The sequence below is a fragment of the Hymenobacter arizonensis genome (assembly GCF_900115775.1).
GTDB lineage: Bacteria > Bacteroidota > Bacteroidia > Cytophagales > Hymenobacteraceae > Hymenobacter > Hymenobacter arizonensis.
This window is the reverse complement of sequence record NZ_FOXS01000003.1, coordinates 330,151-350,913: the sequence shown is the minus strand read 5'-3', so window position 1 is coordinate 350,913 and position 20,763 is coordinate 330,151. Positions and strand designations below refer to the sequence as shown.

Below are 20,763 nucleotides of genomic sequence, written 5' to 3'. Positions count from 1 at the left end.
TCTATAAACCTGAAATCTCATCATCAAAAGGTAAAATCCACGGCTTGGGCGCAAAGCTTTCGGCTTGGCGGGCCAGGTCCACGGTGGGGTCAATGTAGGCTCTGCCCATGCGACCATTTAGGCTCACGTAGGTATCGGCGTAAATCTGGGGTTGGTGCACGCCCTGGGCGGCGTAGTAGTCGCGCAGGTAGTGGGCAAATTGCAGTATCATGTCGGCCTGGGTGGCCATCATCTTTTCCTGCAGCACACTGAGGTGGTCGGAATTGTTGACGCGCCGGGTGCGGCCGGTAGCGGAGTCGACCACTTTAAATTCCACCTGGCCCATTTTTTCCATCAGCATCACGCGCCAGGAAAATCGGTAGCCTTCCTCGGTCCAGAACAGCTCGCGGGGGTATAGCGCGTAGCGGAACGGTACCAGCAGCTGCACCACAAAGAACAGCGCCAGCCCCGTGACCAGGGCCAGCTGCACCCGCGGCCGGTACACCAGCGGCGTAGCGGGCTGCTGAGCTGCTGAAGGCCGCTTGAACACTGCCCGCACCCGCTCCAGCAGCCGCTCGTGCCATTCGGGCGGGAAGAATATGAGCGCCGCCACTATCATCACATACGGAAACATGCCGATGGGAAACAGGATGGCCGTGAGCACATGGAACACCACCACCGCCGCGTAGGCAAAGGGTCGGGTGAGGCGATTCAGCAGAAAAAACGGCACCGTGAGGTCATAAATGGCGCCAAACCAGCTGAACACAAACGCCGTGATGGGGTAGTTGAACAGGGAGCCCACCAGCGGCAGGTCGTTTTTGGCCGGCAGCCAGATGCGCAGCGGCTGGGCCGCCAGCAGCCAGTCAGAATTCAGCTTGGCCAGGCCGGCGTAGAAATACACGATGCCCACGAGCAGGCGCAGGGCGTCCACGGTCCAGCGGGGCACGTGGGTGTGCTCGCGCGCGGGCTGGCGCTGGGCATCGAGGGAGAAGTAGTTGCCGGCTGGCAGGAAAACGAGCAGCAGCGCCGCCAGACTCACAAAATAATAGTGGTTCAGGTAGGTGCTTTTGTCCATTAGCTCGGTGTAGGTGAAGCTGAGGAACAGGCCCATGGCGGCCAGGCGGTAGTGCCAGCCCAGGGCCACCAGCAGCGCACACACGCCGCAAACCGCAAAAAGCCCGTACGTGTACGGGCCTAGCGGCTTGATGAATTCGAACCCGTAGTAAGGAAAGAAGAACCTGGGCTGCAGATAAAGCTCGTCTATCCAGCCTTTGGCCCAAAAGCGAACGACGCTGGCCAGTATCAGCAGGCCAAAGGCCACGCGGAATACAGCCAGCGGCGCTGCCGGGGTATAGGTTTGGAAGTAGCTCGGGCGCACTAGTCGCCGTCGTTGTCGACGTAGGTTACGCTCACGCTCATGGCCGACGTCATGTCAACCTTCAGCATGCGCACGGCCTTCTGCATCTCGTTGTAAGACTGCACAGCGGCGGCATTGCGGGTTTGCAGCGTGGAAAACAAATCGGGGCCCAAGGAAACCAGCTGCTGGGACGACAGGCTAAACTGGTCGTTGATGAGCTTGGTGAGCGACTGGCCGGTGCGGCTGTCTTTGGCGCCCAGCGCATCGGTATACGACTTGAGCGAAGGCTGCCCGGCACGGCCATTAAACGCGTTTTGCACCGTGGCGTGGGCCGTTTGGGCCAGCTGCAGCGGCAGCGCGCCCCGGTGGTAATAGGCCTCTATCTTGTCGGGCGCTGCTACCCCCGACATCACGCCCGCGGGAATGCCAATCTTGCCCGAGCGCAGGGCCTGCTCGTAGTAGCGAACGTAGGAATTGACCAGCAGCGAGAGCGAGCTGCCGGCGTTGGTGCCAGTGCTGTTGACGAAGGTGGCGCGGTACGGGCCGTTCCACTGGCCGCGCACGGTGGTCAGGAGCTGGTCCATGGTGTTTACCACGTCGGTGAGGTAGCGGCGCTGGTTGGCGGTGGCCACGTACGACTGCACGATGGCCGCGTCGTCGGCGGCGATGCCATTCAGCAGAAAGTCGAGGGCCGGAAAGCCCTGCTGCGGAATGGCCGTGGCCAACTCAAAATTGTAGGTGCCCGAGTTGATGTTGCGACGAATGCCGGCCGCATCAGCCGGATAAATGTTGAAGCGGTTGGCGAGCGAAACATCGGCCGCGGGGCCAAATTCAAACACTTCCACCTTCTGCCACTCCAAGTAGGCCTCGCGCCAGGACTGGCGCAGCGACTGCAGGCCCGCCACAGTGGGCGCCGCCGTGAAAGCCGTCGATTGGGTTTTCATGGCCGTGAGCTTGCTGCTGAAGCGCTGGTAGCCGGGAATCACCAGGGTGTCGGCCCACTGCGTGAGCACCGCTTTGCGGTCCAGCTCGGAGGCGCCCGCCGTGGGGTTTTCCGCGTCAGCGATTACGTCCTTGCAACTGGTAATACCGCCTGCGGCAAGAATTACCGACAACGAAAAGAGCAGAATCGACTTCTTCATTTTGGAATGATAAAAGGGGCTTACTTCTGGGAAGAGTAGGAAACCTTATTAATTGAGTTGAGCGCTACCGAGCTACTGCTGGGGTAACGCTCAAGTCGAGGTGTAAATAGGAAAGAACCCCGAAAGGTTCTTTCCGTTGATTTTAGAGCCCGAACTTGGTGTTGATGGCGTTGATGCCAGCATCGGCCTGGGGGTTGGTCAGGCTCCAGGCGCCGTCGGTGCCCGAAGTGATGCCGTTCAGCACAGAGTCGGCCCAGGCAGTGTCGACGTTCGTTTTGGTGCAGAAGCGCAGGGAGTAGATAAAGCCGATGCCTTCGGCCAGCGCGTGGGCTTTAGCGTCGAGGGCGGCGTTGGATTTCCAGCTGGCCAGGTACGACACGGCCGATTTAGCAATGGTTTTTTCCAGCTCGGTGCGAATGATATCGGCCTGCGCTTTGAGCGTGGCGTCGTCGTTGTTCACAATGGCGGCGCGGCCTTTCAGGAAAGCCATGTACACACCAGGCGAAGCCGGGCCATTCTTCTCGTTGAGGTAGCCAGCCAGGAAACGCTCGCGGGGCATGATGGCGATGTCGGTTACCATGGTGGCATTGGAGGTCATGTAGCCGTAGGCCATGTCCCAGATGTGCTCGCGCTCGGTGTAGGTTTTGCCGGCCACTGCTTTGGTGTTCTCGGCGGCCAGCGAAGCGGGCGTTAGCAGCACGTTGTTAATCTGGTCGAGCAGCAGGGCACCCAGCAGGGCTTTCTGAATAACCTGGTTCACTTCGAAGCCTTTGGCATCGACGAGGTAGCGGCCCAGGCGGCCGGCATTGCCGGGAGTAGCCGTCTGATTTACTGACCGGCTAGCCATTTCTAAGTCAGTCAGTTGACGGTCCATGTAACTGCGAACCACGTTGGCGTTGGCTTCCGAGAAAGAAGCAGCCGTCTTTTCGCGCAGCGACACGCCCGTTGCGGCGGCAGTGTTCAGGGCAGCTGAGGCAAACGGCGCGTTGGTACCAGCGTAGAGGTTGCGGAGCTTGGTGAGGTCCAGCATGGCCGGCGTGGCAGGCGCAGCTACAGCCACCGTGGCCATGTAGTTGTTGAACTCAGTGAACATGTCGAGCCGTACCGCCGCCGTACCCAAGTCTACGGTCGAAGCCCCGTTCGCATCCTTAAACGAAGTGGTGTAAGGCGTAGTACCCGTGAGAGTTGCGTAGTCCATTTTGGCACGCAGCGTGGGAGCAGACGGGGTCACGGTGTCGTCTTTGCTGCAGGAAGCCAAGCCAAGCGTAAGGGCGAGCAGTGCGAACGAGGAAGTACGGCTAAAGGTGGTCATAAAGGAAGTTAAGTAGCGCTTTGCAAACAGCGAGAAAAGCGGGCCTTGTTTAGAATCGTTCTAAACTTTCACAAAAGTAGGGTCTATTTAGAATCGTTCCAAATAGAAAAACAACAATTCTATTCTTCTAGCTTCTTCGCGCCAGCGGCCTCCGGCTATACTTGCTCAACTACTTGTTTCACAAGCTCTTCTTCGGGTGTTACCAATTCAAAAACTTTGGCCAGCAACTCGTAGGAGCGCAGCCGGTCCTCGAATGTGGCGGTAATCGTGACAGCTGCCACTTCGTCCACGCCGTAGTCGGCGGCCAGCTGCGTGAGCTGCTGGTGCACCTGCTCGGGCGTGCCGCTTACCACGCGGCCCCGGTTTTGGGCGAGGTGAAACTGGTCTTCGGCCGTGAAGCGGTAGCTGCGCACTTCCTCGGTGGTGGGGAAGCTGCCGCGCTCGCCCTTGCCAAAGCGCAGCAGCATGAGGTCCATGGCGGCGCGCAGGTCGTGGGCTTTTTCTTCGGTTTCGGCGCAGAGCACGAACACGGCCATGTTGGCCAGCGGCGCCGCCAGCTCGGCCGAAGGGCGGAACCGCTCGCGGTAGGTGCGCACGGCCTGCGGGCCGCCGTTGCCATTGATGAACTGCGCGAAGGAAAACGCCATGCCCAGGTGCGCGGCAAAGAGCCCGCTTTGGCCGCTGGAGCTGAGCAGCCACAGCTCGGGCACGGTGGCCGCTTGCGGAATGGCCATTACCCGCTCGTGAATGGTTTCGGGCACCCGGTCGTCGCGCAGGTAAGCTTGCAGGTCCATGAGCTGCTCCACGAAGTCCTGCTCGCTGAAAGTATTGCTGGGGTTGAGGGCGTGGGCCGTGAGGCGGTCGCCACCGGGAGCGCGGCCCATGCCCAGGTCGATGCGGCCGGGAAACAGGCTTTCGAGCAGGCGGAAGTTTTCGGCCACTTTCAAGGCGCTGTAGTGGGGCAGCATCACGCCGCCCGACCCCAGCCGGATGCGCTTGGTTTGGCTGCCCAGGTGGGCAATGAGCACCTCGGGCGCCGAGCCGGCCAGGGTGTTGGTGTTGTGGTGCTCCGATACCCAGAAGCGGGAATAGCCGAGGCGGTCGGCCAGCTGGGCCAGCTCTACGGTTTCGAGCAGGGCTTGCCGGGCAGTGGCTCCCGGACGAATGGGAGACTGGTCGAGCACGTTGAGGCGAAGTTTGGGGGAGGGGGTCATTATCGGGAAGGGGAAATTGGGTTCCACAACCGTTTACTAGCGCTTCCGGTTCGACGCGGCTACCTCGGAAGCCGTATGGCCGCCTAGCGAACAATTCCCAACTCAGCTGTTAAGCACCCAACTATTCACTTCACCTCCCCTATGAGCGACCAAAACAACGTCATCATTCAAGTAGCCGACGGCACCGAAATGCACGCCTACTCGGCTTTTCCCAGCAGCACGGGCCCGGTGCCGGGCATCATCTTACTACAGGAAGCCTTTGGTGTGAACCACCACATTCGCAGCGTGGCCGACCGCCTGGCCCAGGCGGGCTACGCTGTTATCGCCCCCGAGCTATTCCACCGCACCGCCGCGCCGGGCCTGGAAGTTCCCTATTCCGACTTCGGCAGCGCCTTACCCCACTACAACGCCCTCAACCCTGAAGACCTGACAGCCGACTTGACAGCCGCGCACGCCTGGCTGCAATCGCAGGCCCTGATATTGGGCGATAAGATTGGCAGCATCGGCTTCTGCGTGGGCGGCAGGGTGTCGTTTCTGGCCAATGCCGTGCTGCCGCTCGCCGCGGCCGTTTCCTACTACGGCGGTGGCACGCACCTGCTGAAAGACCGGGCCACCGACCTGCACGCCCCGCACCTGTTTTTCTGGGGCGGACTGGATGCGCACATCAGCAAGGAGCACATTGCCGAGGTGACGGAAGCCGTGGAAGCCGCGGGCAAGCCGTTCATCAACACCGTTATTTCCTACGCCGACCACGGCTTTCATTGCGACGAGCGGCCGAGCTACCACCCGGAAGCCGCCGCGGAGGCTTGGGGGATGACGCTGGCTTTCTTTAAGGAGAAGCTGGGGTAGGTGTAGAGGCAACAGAGCCTCAGCCCCTTGGAACCTCACCCCCGGCCCTGCCGGGTACGACCCCTCTCCGAAAAAGAGGGGAGCCACGGCACAAGAACAAAGTAGCTTTTCAAATAGAAAGCCTCACTGCAAATTGCAGTGAGGCTTTCTTGTTAATCGCCAGGCTCCCCTCTCTTTTGGAGAGGGGTCGTACCCGGCAGGGCCGGGGGTGAGTTTTAGCCCGGGCGTGCGGTTCCGCCGCTCCAAGCTCCATTAACTATGCCGCAGCTACTTGCGCCTCCGGCTGCCGCCCCAGCCACTGCGCCATGCTGCTGGCCAGTACTATCTGCAAGGCATGATAAAGCATCAGCGGCAGCAAAATGAGCCCCGTGGCCGCGCTGGCCGGAAACAGCAGGCTTGCCATTACGCTGCCGTGCACCAAAGACTTTTTGGAGCCGCAGAACACCGCCACGATTTTATCGGCGCGAGGAAAGTTCAGCACCCGACTTAATGCCCAAATGAGGGCGACTATTATAATGTATAAACCCACCATGCCTGCGCCCAACTTGAAAACGTCGGCCGGGCGGTAGCTGCTGAAGATGCCCTCGGCGAAGGACTCGCAAAAGGCCGTGAAGACGATAAGCAAAATCGTGACCTGGTCGAACGTGCGCAGCTTGGATTTGTGTCGCTCGGCGAAGGCATTGAAACGGGAGTTGAGCAGTACCCCCGCCCCTACCGGCAGCACCACCTGCCACAGCAGCTGCACCGCCAGCCCCCACAGCTGGCTGCTGTCGGCACTGAGGTGCAAAAACAGGCTGGCCAGCAAGGGCGTGAGCACGATGCCCAGCAAGCTGGAAATGCTGGCGTTGAAAATAGCGGCCGGCATGTTGCCCCTGGCGATGCTCACCATCACCACCGACGTAGAAACCGTACTTGGCAAGGCGCACAGAAAGAAGATGCTCTGCCAGAGCAATTCGCCTTTTTCGGGGCCGAAGAAGGGCCGTACCAGCAAGGCCAACAATGGAAACAACACAAACGTGGTGGCTTGCACCAGCAAGTGCAACTTCCAGTTGCGCATGCCCGCCCGCAGCTTCTCCAGGCTGAGCTTCAGCCCATAAAAGAAAAACACCAGCGCTACCCCAACGGTCGTGATGAGCTTCCATGGCACGGGGCTGGCTTTGCTGCCCAGGTCTGGCAGGAAATACGCCAACGCCACCACGCCAAACAGGGCTAGCAGAAACCAATCGAGCCCGGCCCGGGCCAGAAGTGCAGCAAAACGGTTGGGAACAGGTGCGGGGGCAATGGGTTGGTTCATGAGCCAGATTACGCCAATGGCTGGGCTACGGTGGCATTTCGGGGGCAGAAATAAAAAACGCCAGGCTCGGGGAGCCTGGCGCTGTGGGAGTTTCATTGGGGCTTCAGCCGTTACGTGAAAGCTTACTTAGCCCTGACTGAGCGCAGCTAAGCTGCTTACTGGTCGCTGCCGCCGCCCAGGCCGGGAGGCGGGGTGCCCTGCACGCCCTGCACGTTGGGCACGCCCATCTTCTCTTCGCGCTTGCGCTGGTATTTATCGAATTGGGCAGGCGTCAGCACGTCTTTAATGGCCGAAAGCCGCGAACTGCTCACGCTTTCCACAATGCCGGCCAGCTTGCGCGGGTCAGTCCGGTAGCGGGCGCGGGCCGTCTCAACATTATCAATGGCGCGACGGTTGATGACGCGTACTTTCTCGGTTTGCTGAGGGTTCAGGGCCAGGTTCTTCTGCATGTTGGCCGTCAGCGCGTTGGCCTTGGCGTCAATTTCAGCGTCGGACGGGCCGGCTACCGCGGGTGCGGCTTCGGGCGCCTGGGTGGTTTTGGTTTTCACGCTGGGTTGGCCCGCAGGCTTCACCTTGGTTTTTACGGTGGCCGCGGCTGGGGCTTGCGCCAGCACGGCGGGCGCGGTGGCCAGCACCAGCAACGACGAGAGCAGCAACAGTTTCATACGGTAAGGCATTGATATCAAAACACTGAAAAACAAGGGCACAATGGCCGGGTAAATATCGGGCTAAATCATCGGCCGCTACCGTCCCAACGCGGCTGCATCCACGTTTCGTGCCAGAGCGCCGCGAAAAAACGCCGCGCTAATCTCCTCACTGCAACCTTTCGGCCCCTTTTGGCATACAACCAACTATGAAACACGACAAACGCACCAACAAGAACTGGCTGCTGGCCGCCGGCCTGGGCGCCGCCGCCATGGCCGCCACCCTCTGGGGCAACCGCCGCGGCTCCTACGATTTGAACGGCCGCGTCGTGCTCATCACCGGCGGCTCGCGCGGACTGGGCCTCGTGCTGGCCCGCCAGGCCGTGGCTGAGGGCGCCCGGGTGGCCATTTGTGCTCGCGACGAAGCCGAGCTGGCCCGCGCCCGCCAAGACCTGCTCATGGCCGGTGCCGCCGAGGACGACGTGCTCACCCTGGCCCACGACATCACCAACGAAGCCGAAGTGCGCGCCATGGTGGCCGAAGTCGAGAAGCGCTTCGGTGCGGTCGATGTGCTTATTAATAACGCCGGCATCATTGTAGGCGGCCCACTCGACAACATGGACCTGCGCGACTACGAAGACTCCATGGCCATTCACTTCTGGGCGCCGCTGCACGCCATGCAGGCCGTGCTGCCGGGCATGCGCGGCCGCGGCGAGGGCCGCATCGTCAACATCTCTTCGCTGGGCGGCAAGGTGGCCATGCCCCACATGACGCCCTACAGCGCCAGCAAATTCGCCTTGGTGGGTTTGTCCGAAGGCTTTCGGGCCGAAATGCGGCAGCACGGCATCAGCGTCACCACGGTGTGCCCCGGCTTGCTGCGCACCGGCAGCCCCGGCCACGCCATGGTGAAGGGCCAGCACAAAAAAGAGTTTGCCTGGTTCAGCATCGCCGACTCATTGCCCGGCCTTACCATGAGCGCCGAGCAGGCCTCCCGCCAAATCTGGAACGCCTGCCGCCGCGGCGATGGCGAAGTCATTCTCTCCCTGCCGGCCAAGCTGCTGTCGGCCTTCCACGGCCTGCTGCCCGGCACCACCACCGACATCCTGAGTTGGCTCAACCGCGCCCTGCCCGCCACCGGCGAAAGCCCAGCGGCCAACGTGCGGCGCAAAGGCTACGAAAGCGAGAGCGCGCTCACCAAATCGCCCCTCACGGCCCTCAACCGCAAGGCCGCGGTGAAGAATAACGAAGTATAAGCTGTTTCTCTACAACAAAGCCGCGCTACCAAACTGCCGAAAGACAGTAAGGTAGCGCGGCTTTCGCGTGTAAAAGCAATGCTTAAAGCGTGCCCCGGCGCTTGCTAGTCGAGCGAGTACCAGACGGCTTGCCAAATCCACGGCTGCTGCGGAAACTGAATAAACCACCCCGCTCGAAAAGGCCATGGTGTCCGTAGCGCTTATAATTTGGACGGTGGTCACCTGGCAAAATTTTGTCATAAGGCGATTTTGTGGCGCTCGTTGGAGCAGCTACTGCTTCGGCCGTGGCGAAGAACCCTAAAAGACTTACGAAAAGAATGAATGAACGCAGCATATAATGACTGTGATTGAGTGGCTAATTGTGGAAACTCTAAGCTTTCTGATTGCCCAATTAACCAAATCTGTAGCCAAATTATTGCCTGAGCCCATTTACTTTATTGCACTTTAATAACACAGCAGAATGCGCCCGAGGATGTCATATTGTATATTTAACATATAATCTACTCTGGCTAAAGATGAAAATCAATTACTTATGATTTTATTGCACACAATTCTTAGCCGAACCAGAATATTACTAAACCATTAATAAAAAATTTCAAGCAAAATAAATTGTTTTTGAACGACACTTTATATTTTAATTAAATCATCATATTAATCAAACATACTTCTCCCTTACAATTATTTACATAAACTTTAAATTGAATTTTTCGAATAGATAATCTATGTTGCTGAGTAAAACGTCAAGCCACGGCGAAGCGGCAGGCTGGTAGCCAAAGCCACGTTTTAAAGTATCCGGCCCCCGCAAATTGGGTGCTGGACCTGCTACTCATATACTGGTTGATTTAAAGGGATGGCAACCGCGGGTTTTGAGGGCTGCCAGCGAGTCGTCGAGGGAGCCGCAGAGGGCGCTGCCGCTCTTCTTCTGGCAGAATGGGCAGGCGTGCAAGTCGCCATCGGTGTCGACGTACAGAAACCGGTCGGCGGCGCCCCCGCAGCCCATGCGGCGCTGGTGGTAGCCGTAGTAGTGCACCATGGGCCAGTCGAGGTACTCGGAGCCGTAGTTGAGCTTTAGGTAAAAGGCCTCGAGCAGGGCAATCTGGGCGGGGCTGGGGTCCACGGCCTTGCCGGCGTAGTGGCCCACGGCCCGCGGCTCCAGCACCTGAATGAAGGCCACGCCCAGCTGCCGGGCCAGGCGGGCGTAGGCCATCAGGTTAGCTTCGGTGGTGAATTCTTGGGTGGCACACAGCGACAGGTTGACGACCAGGCCAACCTCGCTGGCGTAGGCCGCTGCTTGCACGGCATTGTTGTAGGCCTGGGGCGAACCGCGAAAGGCGTTGTGCCGGGCCGCGTCGTGGTGGTCGAGGCTGATGGTGACGCCCGTGAAACCGGCTTGCTTCAGTCGGCCGGCGTTTTCGCGGGTGAAGTTGAAGCCCGAGGTAATTACCCAGAAATCGGTGCCAGGTTGGGCAGCCTCTACCACGGCCACTAGGTCGTTGACCCGCAGCATGGGCTCGCCGCCGCTAAAGAAAATCTGGCTCACGTGCCGGGCCTGGAACGTGGCCACCATTTCGTGGATGTGGGCCCGCGTCAGGGTTTCTTTTTGGTTTAGGGCGTCCCACTCAAAACAGTGGTCGCAGGCCAGCGGGCACTTTTTGGTGATGGCCAGAAACACCAGGTTCAGCGTGTCGGTATCGGCGCGGAAGGGCACGAGGCGGTTCACGGTGGTGGCCACGTAGGTATCGTAGGCGGGGCTGGGCCAGCCGGGCGTTTGGTATTCGCGGTAATACCGGCCGGCCACGCAGGCAATTTTGCGCACCGCGAGCTCGCCATAGTACGCGCGCTTCAGGTCCTTAATTCGCTCCGCGGCCAGCTTGATGCGGGCCGGCGTGCGCAGGTAGCGCCACAGCAAGCGGGCTTCTACCAAGTAGAAAACGGCCGTTATGCAGGCGCGCTTCAGCCGCGTGGTAAGCATGGTGGCCGGCAGGTGCGGTGGCGCAACGGGGGCCGCCGGCGCTTCTACGTAAGTCAGGTCGGTGATGAGGGTGGTTTCCATGGGCGTTAGCGGCTGGCGGTGGCGGGCCTCATGGCCTGGGTGGCTTCTTGGTACCGTTCCTTCGAGAACTCGATGAAGCGGCCCGGTTTTTTGAAGGCGTATAGCTCGGGCAGGTTGGGCAGGCCCTTAAAGTCGCGGATGTGCTCGTAGTAGCCTTTGGTGCGCAAAAACGTAGTGCGGCGGGTTTGGGCATCGGGCGCCGGGAGCTTGGTTTCGTAGGCGAGGCTGACTGCTGTGCCGGGCCGAAATTGCTGGAGGTAGTTGGCATCATCGGCGGCCAGGGCCGCTTTGGCATCGGCGCCGCGCTCGGTGGTGGCGCTTATCAGGCGGCAGTTGTCGAGCTGCACCGGGGCGTTGGGACTGCAGTCCAGGGCCGCATAATCGACTTCCCAAAACATAAACCCACACTCCAGCTTCACGCGCAGGTGGTGGGTGTCGTTGGCCGCGAAAGCCAGCGGCACCACCAAATCGCGGGAGGCCAGCGGGCCGATGGTCGGAATGGTTTCGGCCAGCTGCCAGCCCTGCGCCGTTTCCACGTACACCTTCAGCGGAATGCCCTGGTCGAGGCTCCACTGCTGGTTGATGGCGGCGGGCTGGGTGCGCTGCTGCCCGGCCCAGGTGTTGTAGTAAGCCCCGAATTTCTCAATAAAGGCGCCGTAGAGGTAATCGAGCCACAGCGAATTCTGGGCGTGCAGCACCAGCTTGCCCTGGCGGGCACCAGCGGGTTTGGCAAAGGTCATTACCACCTCGTTGGGGGCGCTGCCGGGCGAGTCTTCGTTGAACAGCACGGCGCTGTGGTCGGTGGCCTGCAGCTGAGCGGTGTAGTCGTGCCCGGCCAGCGAGCGGACTTCGGTGGGCGGCTGCAAGCTGGCCAGGGTTTGCACCCGGCCGCGCTGGTCGAGCAGCACTTGGGTGGTGGCGGGGTGCTGCACCACCCACAGCTCGGCGAGGTTGGTGTACTGGCGCTCTTTGAGCTCGTTGCTGATTTTGAGGCGGTACTGGTTGTTTTCGGGTTGCAGGGCGGGCAGCGGAAGGTAGTCGTTGCGCTCGGCGGGGGCAAAAATGGCTCCACCGTAGGCCTCGCCCACAAAGCGGTACTCCTTGCCATCATACGCATACACAAACGGGCAGGAGCTCTTGGTGAGGGCCACAATCACCAATAGAATGGCCATGGCGCCCACCGTAATGCCCAAGCCTCCCAAGAGGTAGGATGCAGTGGTTTTATCCGAGTCTTTTTCAATTAAATCAATCTGCCTGATGTCGGCAAAAGGGATGCTTACCTGGTCCTCGGCCCCACTCTGCGCATCGGCGATGTAGACATGCACGATGTTGAGCACGACGGGAGCATCGGGCTTGTTGTAACGCGGCGATTTACCCTTCGCCGGCACCTGCTGAAACGGACTAACCGCGGCACTGAGCGGCGCTTTTGTTCCTTCCAGCACTTCCCCGTTCAGCCGCGGACTGCGCAGTTCCCACACCGACGCCCCCTGGTGCACCACAAAGGTTTTTGACTCGGCCAGTAGGCTCACAGTATCCCGGCTCACGGCCTTCTCTTCGGCGCGGTAGAAGCGCTGGCACCCTGTGAGCAACGGCCCAACCGCCAACAGCAACGCCCACGCCACAACGCGAGCCACGGCCCGGCGCCGCAGCAGCCCCAACACCCCCGGATTATTAAACGGAACAATAGAAATCTGTTTCATAGTGCAGTGAATGAGGCAGGTACAACAAGTGCTCTAAAGTAGCGCCGTACGCTAGCTGCATAAATTAAATTCTTATCATTTCAGGACTTTGCTTTTGGACTTACTCCACAGATAAGTCAATAATAAACAGTGACATAATTAGCAAAAAATTGGACATTACAATTATATAGTATTGCCAGAAAAGGCACTTTTTGGGCAGGCTGCGGGCTCGCTTATGCTTCTGCTGTTTTCTATGCTCCGTTCTTGGCCTCTCTTCCAAAATATGATGCTGCGCCCTAAGCGCAAACCCGCCATATTCGCCTCATGCAATTCCCTGTCGAGTTAGCCCTAAGGGCCCTGCTCGATTGCCGGTGCACCTGCTGTGCGAGGTGCTGGCCTACACCCTGGGCTACTGGCTTTATTCTCACTTGCGCACCCGCGCCGCCGACCCCATCAGAAGTGCGCATCGCCAGTGGATTTTTGTGGGCGCGGCGGCCGGTGCCCTGCTCGGCTCGCGGCTGCTGGTGAAGTTTATTAAACCCACTATTGCATTGCCGGGGCTGGGGCACACAGCTATTCAGTGGGCGTGCGTGGCGGGGCTGGGGTATTATGTTTGGCTATCTGGCCAGCAGCTTTTCATTGCAAAATTTTTACCCAAGCGCCAGTAATGCAAATAACCGCTCGGCGATTAAATAGCAAAATACCCTTACACCTCTTCTGCATCGTATGAAAAAGACGTTTTTACGCACCCAATTGAAGTCCCTCACGTTCGTTGGCCTTTTCGCCTGCCTATTGCCTGTCAGCCTCTCCAGCTGCGACTACGCCAAAGCCAACGTGAATACTCTGGTAACCGACGACTGTGGCGTGAATTGGAGCCTGATTGAAGCCGGCAAGTCAGTACCAAAAGGCGTGGGCAATCCATGCTTTTACAAAGTCACCATCCCCGACTACCCTATGCAAGGTGACAGCCACTTCAAAGTGGTATTTGCAGAGAATGTGTTGGCTTCACTCGATGTGAGCTATGACTATACCATCACCAATCCGATGAGCTTCATTCAAGAAGCAAAATACCTGGGTAAAACTAACACTACCGAAGTCAGCACTCAATTTGAAGCTGCCGAAAATACAGTGATTGACAAGCGCATCAAAGACGCGGTGCGCGGCCGCTTGTCGAAGGAGGACGTGGTAACCTTCAGCCCATCAGACTTCGAAGATTTACTGTTACCGGAAGTCAACAAGCTGCTGCAGCCCCGCGGTGTCACAGTCAATTTCCTCTCCCTAGTGCCCGTCTACGACGAGCAGACTGCCCAAGCAGTGGACGTGGCTACTGCCATGAAAATCTACAGCTCGAAGAACCTAGAGAAACTTGGCGAGCAAGTCATTGCCAACCGGGCCGGCGCCAGTAGGCTTGTGGTGGAGAATAAGCTCGAGCCTACGCCAGTGGCTGATGAGAAGGAAAAGTAAGAGTATTCTCAATTGAGAATACTTGGGGGGAAAACTATGCGTTGTGCAACAATACATTTTCTTTCAACCCGAAATAAATTTTAGCAATATCCATGCAAGCAGTGGCCAAGGCTTAGAAAGCTTAACTACCAGCACCGCTACATTCCTTTCTAGCCGAATTTGACTCCAAAAGCGCAATTATTGCCTGAACGTCCTTAACCCTACTATGATTTTAGCCTCAGCTTCCATCCACAATGCCTGATTTAATCAAGCAGCAACTACAAATGAGGCTCACCGCTGCGCTCCTCTTTCTGCTATTCTACATCCCGGCCAGCAGTCAAAACTTTGTGCTTAAAGGAGGGGAATACATGGATACGGTTATGACGCGCAACCCGGCTTGCGCAAAGGCTCCAGTGGCTCCCTATTTCAGCGTGGACGCTAAGTATCCGCGCAGCTCAGAAACCCTGGCGGCCGAGGCCAATAGTTTCCTGCAGCGCAGCAATCAGCATCACAAGGTCACCGGCTATGTTACGTTCCGATTTGTGGTGGACTGCGCGGGCTTTCGGCAGCCCATGACGCAGGTGCTTCAGACTGATGCCGCTTACCAAAAAACGCATTTTTCCAAAGAGCTAATCAATGAGCTGTATGCGTTTGTGCAGTCGTTGAAGAACTGGCGGACCGTCACGGCCCCCAATGGCATGCAGGTGAATTATTTCACTTATTTAACCTTCAAAATCAGCAATGGGAAAGTGGTGGCCGTTATTCCTTAGCCTGCTGGGCGTGGCGCAGGTGGGCCACGCCCAGCAGCAGCCCGCTCAGGACCAGGCCGCTCTGGCCAAAGACTGCAGCAACAAAGTGTATCAGGACAGCCTTGTGGCCCGCTACCTAGACCGTGGAGCGCACCGCGTGAGCTACCTGAGCCCGCAGTGGGCCCAGTATTGCGACAGCCTGATTGCGGCGTGCCCCACCATTGCTTACGCCTACCAGCAGAAAGCCATGCCGCTCATCAAGTGCGGCGATTATGCCAAGGCTTTTCCTTTGATAGACCAAGCAGTTGCCCTGGATGTGAACCGCTGGCTGGCCTATCGGGGATTCCTCAAGTGCATTTTTACCAAGGACTACGCTGGGGCGCTCACCGACTTCCGGCGCGTGGCTCAGCTCAAGCCCCAGGGTCGGGAAATGGACCACACCTACGCGTTTTTCATGGGCCTCTGCAACCTGGAAATGGGCAAGTACAAGGATGCCGAGGCCGATTTTGCCGAAGACATGCGCCTGCAGCTTGGGGCCGACGGCCGGGGCGAAATCCACTTCAATACGCTGCTCTACGCCGGAGTGCTGGCGCTCAAAAAGAAGCAGTATCCGCAGGCCCAAACGCATCTGGAACGCTGCCTGAAAGCCTACTCGCAGCACCCAGAAGCCAACTACTACCTGGCCCTGGCCTATCAGGCCCAAGGAAAGCCGGCTTTGGCACGGCAGCATTTAGCGGCCTCGCAGCGCGCCCTGATTGGCGGCTATCGGCTGAACGAAGACAATATTTATTACGCTAATTATCCGGGGCAGATAACCGAGTTTGAGGTGATACAGGCCCAGAAGAAGCTGGCGGACTGACGCGAGCAATGGGCCCACCCTTTCGCTATGCGGGCGGCTAGAAGAATCTTGTAGCCTTCTCTTGGCATTGCTAGTCAGCTTTGGCGTCTGCGCGGGTGGCGCTTCAATTCGGTTGTAGCACCGGCGCCGGCTGGCACTTGGGGCAGGTGTAAGTGGCACGGCCGCCCACGTAATATTTATCAATTTTTACCTTGGGGTGGCGCGGACAGAAGGTGTGGGCATCGTCGCTGGTGGGCGTGGCCGAGGTGTCCCACTCGCGGGCATGAATGAGGAATGAGGCCGGAAAATGCCGGTAGTTGGCTTCCTGATTGATGGCCGTGGTAAGCACTAGCTGCACGGCGCCGTGCAGGGCCCGGCCTTCTTTTTCGGTGAGGGAGGTGCCTAGGCGCTCAGGGTGAATTTTGGCTTGGAACAACACCTCGTCCACTATCCAGTTGCCGAGGCCGGCGGTGATGCTTTGGTCGAGCAGAAGCGGCTTGAGCAACGTTTTGCGGCGGGTTAGCTTCTGATGCAGCTCAGCGGCGGTGATGTCGAGGGCATCGGGGCCGATTTTCTTGGCTTTCTGGTGGGCGGCGGCGCTCTCGGCGAGGCGAATGCGGCCGAATTTGCGCGGGTCGATGAAAGCCAGGCGCAGGCCAGAATCGTCGAGGTGCAGGGCCACGCGGGTGAAGCGCGGGGCATCGGGCTCGTCGCGGTAGGCGCCCACGTCGCCGGTCATGCCGAAGTGCAGCACCAGCACCTGACCGTTGTCTAGTTCCAGAAAGCAGTTTTTGCCCAGGCGTGAGGTGCCCGTGATAGTGCGGCCCACCAAGCCGGCGCGGAGCTGGTCTTCGGGTGTGGCCAGCACGTGGGCATCGTTTACCTGCACGGCGGCAATGGTTTGGCCCACGGCCAGTTCATCAATAAAGCGACGGTAGGTTTCGACTTCGGGTAATTCGGGCACAGAGAAATGGCTGGGGAAAGGAAGAGTAAAGATTGGTCGGACAGGAAGCAGCCTGTTGTTTACCTCGATAAACCTACTCGCCTGTCATGCTGAGCTTGCGAAGCACCTTCTCACGGCTGAACGAATTGTTCGAACCTGATAAGGTGCTTCGCAAGCTCAGCATGACAGACGATTGAAACGAAGCAAGCGAGATGCTTGGCTGTGCTGTGCGTGACGCGCTCACGCGCTTTGCAAACCTGTCAAACCAACAGCCCGAACGCGCCTCAAGTTGCAAGACCTCCTCTATAAATCTCCGCGCAGGCTGCCTTCAAGCACCACCACGCCCGTGCCGCCAATCTGTACTGCTTCGATGGCTTCGGGCGGGCCGCTCACGCGCACTTGCACGGTGCCGGCCCGGCCCATGTCGTAGCCTTGTTCGGCAATAAAATCGGGCGACTTAAGGTAGCCGTGATGCCACAAATACGCAGCCATGCCGCCTGTGGCCGAACCCGTGACGGGGTCTTCCGAGATGTCGGGCGGGGTGCCGAAGTGGCGGGCAAAGGTGGCACCAGCTGGGGTAGCGCCGCCCAGGCAGAAAAGGTGGGGGCTGAAAAAGTCGCTCTCGGCGCGGTAGCGGCCCAGGCCCGCGGCGTCGGCCACGTGGGCGCGGCGCAGGGCGGCGTGGTCGCGCAGCAATATCATGAGCTGGGGCGTGCCGGTGCTCACGGTTTGGATGGGCGCGCCGGGCAGCAGGTCGTCGGGCGTGAGGCCGAAGAGGGGCAGCACCACTTCGGGCGCGTGTACGGCTCCGAATACGGGCCGGCGCTGGGTCATCCATATCAGTGGGGGCGCTCCGCCTTCTCCCGCCAACACATCGACCCGAATCGGGCCGTGGAGCAGGTGCAGAGTAAGCACAAGCGAAGTGCCATCGGTGGGCAAGGTGACCCGGCCGGCGTGCAGCAAGGCCGTGACGGTGGCAATGGTGGGATGGCCGGCCAGGGGGATTTCTTCGGCCGGCGTGAAAAAGCGAACGGTAAACTCCGTGCTGCCGGGCGGCGTGTGGTCGACAAATGCCGTTTCCGACTGATTGAACTCCCGGGCCAGCCGCTGCCGGGTTTCGAGCGTAAGGGTTTCGGCATCGAGCACCACGGCGCAAGGGTTGCCGCTGAGCGGCTCGGTGGTGAAGGCATCAACAAGAAGAAACGGCAGCTGGGGCATGGGGCGCGTGGTGAGGTGAGCGGCATGAGTGGAGCCACGAAGGAACGACGGATGCGCTTTCTATAACAACTATAAAGAAGCTGTCTAGTACCTCAACCCTACTGTTATCCTGAGCTCGCGAAGGACCTTATCACGAGAGAAGGAGCCGTAGTAGGGATTACTGCCATTTGTTCTGCCCTGATAAGGTCCTTCGCAAGCTCAGGATGACATCTCCTAAATAGATTAATTAAAACCGAGGAATCAAAAATGCCCGCCTGAATTGTCAGGCGGGCATTTTTGATTCCTCGGTTTTAATTAATCTACGAAGGGTCGTGCAGCTTGGCTACGCGCTGGCCTTCCTTGTCGTACACATCGCCGCGGGCGGTGATGAAGAGGCGGCGCTGCCGGCCATCGGTGAGCACGTAGGGAAAGGTGCCGCTGGTGGTGCGAGAGATTTTGCCTACAACCTCGGCATTATCGTCCCCGTCTACGCGCACCACTTTCAGGGCGTTGGTGAGATAGTAGCGCTGGCTGGGGTCGTTGCGGAAGGTGAGTTGGCCCACGAGGCGCACGGCACCGGCCGTGTTCTGGCTGCTGGCAATGAGGTCCTCATCGTCTTCGCGCACCTGCGCCGTGGGGAAGCGCCGCTCCAGCTGGGTGTTAGCCGACTGCTGGGGCCGCGCGGCCACTACTGCCGGGGCGGCCGAAGGAGCCGCGGCGCGGGAGCTGGCCACAATCTGGCCGTTGGCCCGCTGCCAGCCCTGGCTGATGGCGGCAAGGCGCGGCGTGCGGCCGGGGTGCGTGGCCGAACCCTGGTCGTCGGAAACGGTGGCCATGGCGGCCTGCGACTGTGCCAGGCTGGCACCCAGCTTGCGGAGCACGAAGCCCGAAAACTCATCGGCTTCGAGCTCGTCGGCGGGTTGCGAGCCACCGGCGCGCAGGGTGTGGCCGTTGAGGTGGTGGCCCATCTCGTGCGCCAGAATGCTGATGCCGGCCCAGTCGGTGTGCCCGGCCTGGTTCACGGCGTTCAGGAAGTCGGGATTGTAGAGCAGGAAGCGCTTGCCGTTGTACACCACCGCTGCAGCGTTGTCGATTTCGCGGGTGGCACGCAGCTCAAAACGAGCTTTGAGGCCCACGGCGTCGGTGATTTCGCGGATTACGTCCGTGGTTGCCGGGGCATTCTGAGCCTGGGCCGGAGTAGAAAAAGCTAGGGGCAACGCCAGCAGCAGCGGAGCGGCGAGGCGGCTAATGAAACGAGGGAGGAAAGTCATAGCTAAGGAGGCGAAGGTGAATGACTAGTAAGCGAACTATGGCAAGCGCAATGCCAGATATTTTCCTTGGCAAGCAGCTCGATTATCGAGGTTCCAAGCAAGACTATTAGGCAGTCTAGCAGGCACTTTGGTGACAATCCGACAGCGGCAGCGCTAACCAACGGGCCGGCCCGATTTTCATTGTGAATCGGCCCGAAAAAGCCGCGTGCTGAAGAGCATCGGTTGCTGGTTTAATAACGATTTATAGGTGATTGCAGTTCATTTAATAAGAGTCGTGGTGGGCCCGAAACGGTTGCGTTTACCAGCGGCTTGGCGGGGCGGGGGTAGCTTTGCTTCGGCAGCGGCCCGGGCCCCTCACCCAGCTGCCTTTTTTAGCAAATGAACCAAGCCCACCTGCACCTCCTCGTCAACCATGTGCCTATTCTGGGCAGCCTCTTTGCCGCGGTGCTACTGGGCGTTGGCTTGTTTGGAAAAAACAACACGCTCACCCGCGCCGGGCTGGTGGCGGTGCTGGCCGCGGGCGTACTGTGCCTGCCGGCTCAACTCACGGGCGAAGGCGCAGAAGCCGTGGTCCGGGACCTGCCCCGGGTAAGCCGGGCCCTTATTCAAAATCATGAAACGGCAGCCGAACTTGGCTTTTGGGTATTGCAAGGTGCCGCCGCCCTGGCACTGTTTTCGCTGCTCTTGCTTAAGAACGCTTCGCCGCGGGCCCGGCTGCTGGCTTTGTTGACGCTGCTGACCGCAGTGCTCAGCTTTGGGCTGCTGGCACGGGCCGGCAACCTCGGCGGACAGATTATGCACACCGAAATCCGCGAGGGCTTTGGTACGCCCGACGAGTTGTAACTTATATAAGTGAGCTGGCGGAAGTGGCTGGTTCAGGTGCGGTGCCCCGACTCTGAACCAGTGCACCAACGTTTTTCTGCTGAACTTTTAACAACTGAAAAATGCCTTTTCCTTTCTTTGGCGACGAAAAATCAACCGTGGCGCGCCTGCTGGCTACCCTACCCCAGACCGGCCGCGTGGAGTGGATTGGCCAGCGACCGGTGCGGCGCGAGCCGCTTGTGTCGGTGCAGGAGGCGGAGCTAAAAACCGATTCGCACATGCTCGGCGACCACGCCCGCCCCAAGTCGGGCGGCAAGCGCCAACTCACCCTTATTCAGCACGAATCGATGGCTGCGGTGGCCAGCTTCCTGGGGCTCGATGCCCCCATTGAGCCCGGCCGCCTGCGCCGCAACCTGGCGGTGAGCGGCCTGAACCTGCTGGCGCTTAAAAACCGGCAAGTCCGCATTGGGGAGCATGTGATTCTCGACATCACCGGCGAGTGCCACCCCTGCTCCCGCATGGAGGAGGAGCTGGGGCCCGGCGGCTACAACGCCATGCGGGGCCACGGCGGCCTCACGGCACACATTGCGCAAGGCGGCATCATTCGGGTTGGCGACGTGGTACGGGTGGTCGATACCTCCCCTGCCGGAGACAATTGAACCGCGCCCGTTTCTCTATTCAACGCACTTTTCGGTAGCGTTTGGATAGCTGTTGGTCTTAAAAA

At 59.5% G+C, this 20,763-nt stretch carries 20 protein-coding genes; 8 read left to right on the top strand and 12 right to left on the bottom strand.

Features of this window, described 5'->3' with window-relative positions:
* Position 1 precedes the first annotated feature (1 nt).
* The 4 genes from BMZ66_RS13130 to BMZ66_RS13115 form a co-directional block, all read right to left on the bottom strand.
* On the bottom strand, positions 2–1,357 hold the full coding sequence (locus BMZ66_RS13130; RefSeq protein ID WP_092673907.1) for an HTTM domain-containing protein: 1,356 nt from the start codon (positions 1,355–1,357) through the stop codon (positions 2–4).
* Positions 1,357–2,478, bottom strand: coding sequence for an imelysin family protein (locus BMZ66_RS13125; RefSeq protein ID WP_092673904.1), 1,122 nt, complete (start codon positions 2,476–2,478; stop codon positions 1,357–1,359). The genes BMZ66_RS13130 and BMZ66_RS13125 overlap by 1 nt, the downstream gene beginning before the upstream one ends.
* A 142-nt stretch (positions 2,479–2,620) precedes the next feature.
* Positions 2,621–3,790: a DUF4856 domain-containing protein gene (locus BMZ66_RS13120; protein ID WP_092673901.1), complete on the bottom strand. Its 1,170-nt coding sequence runs from the start codon at positions 3,788–3,790 to the stop codon at positions 2,621–2,623.
* A 155-nt stretch (positions 3,791–3,945) separates the two neighbouring features.
* The gene (locus BMZ66_RS13115; protein ID WP_092673898.1) at positions 3,946–5,004 is read right to left on the bottom strand and encodes an LLM class flavin-dependent oxidoreductase; all 1,059 of its coding nucleotides are present in this window, start codon (positions 5,002–5,004) and stop codon (positions 3,946–3,948) included.
* Positions 5,005–5,145: 141 nt separating this feature from the next.
* Between BMZ66_RS13115 and BMZ66_RS13110 the strand changes: the two genes are divergently transcribed.
* Entirely contained in the window at positions 5,146–5,853 is a 708-nt protein-coding gene (locus BMZ66_RS13110; RefSeq protein ID WP_092673895.1) for a dienelactone hydrolase family protein, read from the top strand.
* Between the two features lie 256 nt (positions 5,854–6,109).
* Here the strand turns inward: BMZ66_RS13110 and BMZ66_RS13105 are convergent, their stop codons facing one another.
* Together BMZ66_RS13105 and BMZ66_RS13100 are read right to left on the bottom strand one after the other, a co-directional pair.
* Complete coding sequence (locus tag BMZ66_RS13105) at positions 6,110–7,147, bottom strand: bile acid:sodium symporter family protein (RefSeq protein WP_092673892.1); 1,038 nt, start codon at positions 7,145–7,147, stop codon at positions 6,110–6,112.
* A 155-nt stretch (positions 7,148–7,302) separates the two neighbouring features.
* Positions 7,303–7,812, bottom strand: a complete 510-nt coding sequence (locus BMZ66_RS13100; protein WP_092673889.1) for a hypothetical protein — start codon at positions 7,810–7,812, stop codon at positions 7,303–7,305.
* 188 nt (positions 7,813–8,000) lie between these two features.
* Between BMZ66_RS13100 and BMZ66_RS13095 the strand changes: the two genes are divergently transcribed.
* Positions 8,001–9,044, top strand: a complete 1,044-nt coding sequence (locus tag BMZ66_RS13095; protein WP_092673886.1) for an SDR family NAD(P)-dependent oxidoreductase — start codon at positions 8,001–8,003, stop codon at positions 9,042–9,044.
* A gap of 82 nt (positions 9,045–9,126) precedes the next feature.
* Here the strand turns inward: BMZ66_RS13095 and BMZ66_RS25135 are convergent, their stop codons facing one another.
* The 3 genes from BMZ66_RS25135 to BMZ66_RS13085 form a co-directional block, all read right to left on the bottom strand.
* Complete coding sequence (locus BMZ66_RS25135; protein ID WP_143080194.1) at positions 9,127–9,378, bottom strand: hypothetical protein; 252 nt, start codon at positions 9,376–9,378, stop codon at positions 9,127–9,129.
* Between the two features lie 492 nt (positions 9,379–9,870).
* Positions 9,871–11,097 (bottom strand): radical SAM protein, encoded by a 1,227-nt coding sequence (locus tag BMZ66_RS13090; RefSeq protein ID WP_092673883.1) that lies wholly within the window; start codon positions 11,095–11,097, stop codon positions 9,871–9,873.
* Positions 11,098–11,102: 5 nt separating this feature from the next.
* Positions 11,103–12,797, bottom strand: coding sequence for a hypothetical protein (locus tag BMZ66_RS13085; RefSeq protein ID WP_143080193.1), 1,695 nt, complete (start codon positions 12,795–12,797; stop codon positions 11,103–11,105).
* A 350-nt stretch (positions 12,798–13,147) separates the two neighbouring features.
* Between BMZ66_RS13085 and BMZ66_RS13080 the strand changes: the two genes are divergently transcribed.
* The 4 genes from BMZ66_RS13080 (at position 13,148) to BMZ66_RS13065 (ending at position 15,827) form a co-directional block, all read left to right on the top strand.
* Positions 13,148–13,444, top strand: coding sequence for a hypothetical protein (locus tag BMZ66_RS13080; RefSeq protein ID WP_143080192.1), 297 nt, complete (start codon positions 13,148–13,150; stop codon positions 13,442–13,444).
* A 58-nt stretch (positions 13,445–13,502) separates the two neighbouring features.
* Positions 13,503–14,240 (top strand): hypothetical protein, encoded by a 738-nt coding sequence (locus BMZ66_RS13075; protein ID WP_092673874.1) that lies wholly within the window; start codon positions 13,503–13,505, stop codon positions 14,238–14,240.
* Between the two features lie 233 nt (positions 14,241–14,473).
* Positions 14,474–14,989: a hypothetical protein gene (locus tag BMZ66_RS13070; protein WP_092673871.1), complete on the top strand. Its 516-nt coding sequence runs from the start codon at positions 14,474–14,476 to the stop codon at positions 14,987–14,989.
* Positions 14,961–15,827, top strand: a complete 867-nt coding sequence (locus BMZ66_RS13065; protein ID WP_092673869.1) for a tetratricopeptide repeat protein — start codon at positions 14,961–14,963, stop codon at positions 15,825–15,827. Before BMZ66_RS13070 ends, BMZ66_RS13065 begins: the two co-directional genes overlap by 29 nt.
* A gap of 103 nt (positions 15,828–15,930) precedes the next feature.
* On the opposite strand, the gene mutM is transcribed toward BMZ66_RS13065, so the two are convergent.
* The 3 genes from mutM to BMZ66_RS13050 all read right to left on the bottom strand — a co-directional run bounded on the left by mutM (position 15,931) and on the right by BMZ66_RS13050 (position 19,217).
* The gene (gene mutM / locus BMZ66_RS13060) at positions 15,931–16,770 is read right to left on the bottom strand and encodes a DNA-formamidopyrimidine glycosylase (protein ID WP_092673866.1); all 840 of its coding nucleotides are present in this window, start codon (positions 16,768–16,770) and stop codon (positions 15,931–15,933) included.
* A 282-nt stretch (positions 16,771–17,052) separates the two neighbouring features.
* Complete coding sequence (locus BMZ66_RS13055) at positions 17,053–17,967, bottom strand: PhzF family phenazine biosynthesis protein (RefSeq protein ID WP_092673863.1); 915 nt, start codon at positions 17,965–17,967, stop codon at positions 17,053–17,055.
* A 299-nt stretch (positions 17,968–18,266) separates the two neighbouring features.
* Positions 18,267–19,217: a M48 family metalloprotease gene (locus BMZ66_RS13050; protein ID WP_092673860.1), complete on the bottom strand. Its 951-nt coding sequence runs from the start codon at positions 19,215–19,217 to the stop codon at positions 18,267–18,269.
* A 378-nt stretch (positions 19,218–19,595) separates the two neighbouring features.
* On the opposite strand from BMZ66_RS13050, the gene BMZ66_RS13045 reads away from it, so the two are divergent.
* Both BMZ66_RS13045 and BMZ66_RS13040 read left to right on the top strand, forming a co-directional pair.
* Positions 19,596–20,060, top strand: coding sequence for a hypothetical protein (locus BMZ66_RS13045; protein ID WP_092673857.1), 465 nt, complete (start codon positions 19,596–19,598; stop codon positions 20,058–20,060).
* Positions 20,061–20,161: 101 nt separating this feature from the next.
* Positions 20,162–20,698, top strand: a complete 537-nt coding sequence (locus tag BMZ66_RS13040) for an MOSC domain-containing protein (RefSeq protein ID WP_092673854.1) — start codon at positions 20,162–20,164, stop codon at positions 20,696–20,698.
* The last annotated feature ends 65 nt before the right edge of the window (positions 20,699–20,763 follow it).

Excerpts from the sequence above, each read along its gene's own strand:
- BMZ66_RS13125 (WP_092673904.1), bottom strand. The coding sequence starts at position 2,478 with ATGAAGAAGTCGATTCTGCTCTTTTCGTTGTCGGTAATTCTTGCCGCA.
- BMZ66_RS13120 (WP_092673901.1), bottom strand. The coding sequence starts at position 3,790 with ATGACCACCTTTAGCCGTACTTCCTCGTTCGCACTGCTCGCCCTTACG.
- BMZ66_RS13115 (WP_092673898.1), bottom strand. The coding sequence starts at position 5,004 with ATGACCCCCTCCCCCAAACTTCGCCTCAACGTGCTCGACCAGTCTCCC.
- BMZ66_RS13110 (WP_092673895.1), top strand. The coding sequence starts at position 5,146 with ATGAGCGACCAAAACAACGTCATCATTCAAGTAGCCGACGGCACCGAA.
- BMZ66_RS13105 (WP_092673892.1), bottom strand. The coding sequence starts at position 7,147 with ATGAACCAACCCATTGCCCCCGCACCTGTTCCCAACCGTTTTGCTGCA.
- BMZ66_RS13100 (WP_092673889.1), bottom strand. The coding sequence starts at position 7,812 with ATGAAACTGTTGCTGCTCTCGTCGTTGCTGGTGCTGGCCACCGCGCCC.
- BMZ66_RS13095 (WP_092673886.1), top strand. The coding sequence starts at position 8,001 with ATGAAACACGACAAACGCACCAACAAGAACTGGCTGCTGGCCGCCGGC.
- BMZ66_RS25135 (WP_143080194.1), bottom strand. The coding sequence starts at position 9,378 with ATGCTGCGTTCATTCATTCTTTTCGTAAGTCTTTTAGGGTTCTTCGCC.
- BMZ66_RS13090 (WP_092673883.1), bottom strand. The coding sequence starts at position 11,097 with ATGGAAACCACCCTCATCACCGACCTGACTTACGTAGAAGCGCCGGCG.
- BMZ66_RS13085 (WP_143080193.1), bottom strand. The coding sequence starts at position 12,797 with ATGAAACAGATTTCTATTGTTCCGTTTAATAATCCGGGGGTGTTGGGG.
- BMZ66_RS13075 (WP_092673874.1), top strand. The coding sequence starts at position 13,503 with ATGAAAAAGACGTTTTTACGCACCCAATTGAAGTCCCTCACGTTCGTT.
- BMZ66_RS13070 (WP_092673871.1), top strand. The coding sequence starts at position 14,474 with ATGCCTGATTTAATCAAGCAGCAACTACAAATGAGGCTCACCGCTGCG.
- BMZ66_RS13065 (WP_092673869.1), top strand. The coding sequence starts at position 14,961 with ATGGGAAAGTGGTGGCCGTTATTCCTTAGCCTGCTGGGCGTGGCGCAG.
- BMZ66_RS13055 (WP_092673863.1), bottom strand. The coding sequence starts at position 17,967 with ATGCCCCAGCTGCCGTTTCTTCTTGTTGATGCCTTCACCACCGAGCCG.
- BMZ66_RS13050 (WP_092673860.1), bottom strand. The coding sequence starts at position 19,217 with ATGACTTTCCTCCCTCGTTTCATTAGCCGCCTCGCCGCTCCGCTGCTG.
- BMZ66_RS13045 (WP_092673857.1), top strand. The coding sequence starts at position 19,596 with ATGAACCAAGCCCACCTGCACCTCCTCGTCAACCATGTGCCTATTCTG.
- BMZ66_RS13040 (WP_092673854.1), top strand. The coding sequence starts at position 20,162 with ATGCCTTTTCCTTTCTTTGGCGACGAAAAATCAACCGTGGCGCGCCTG.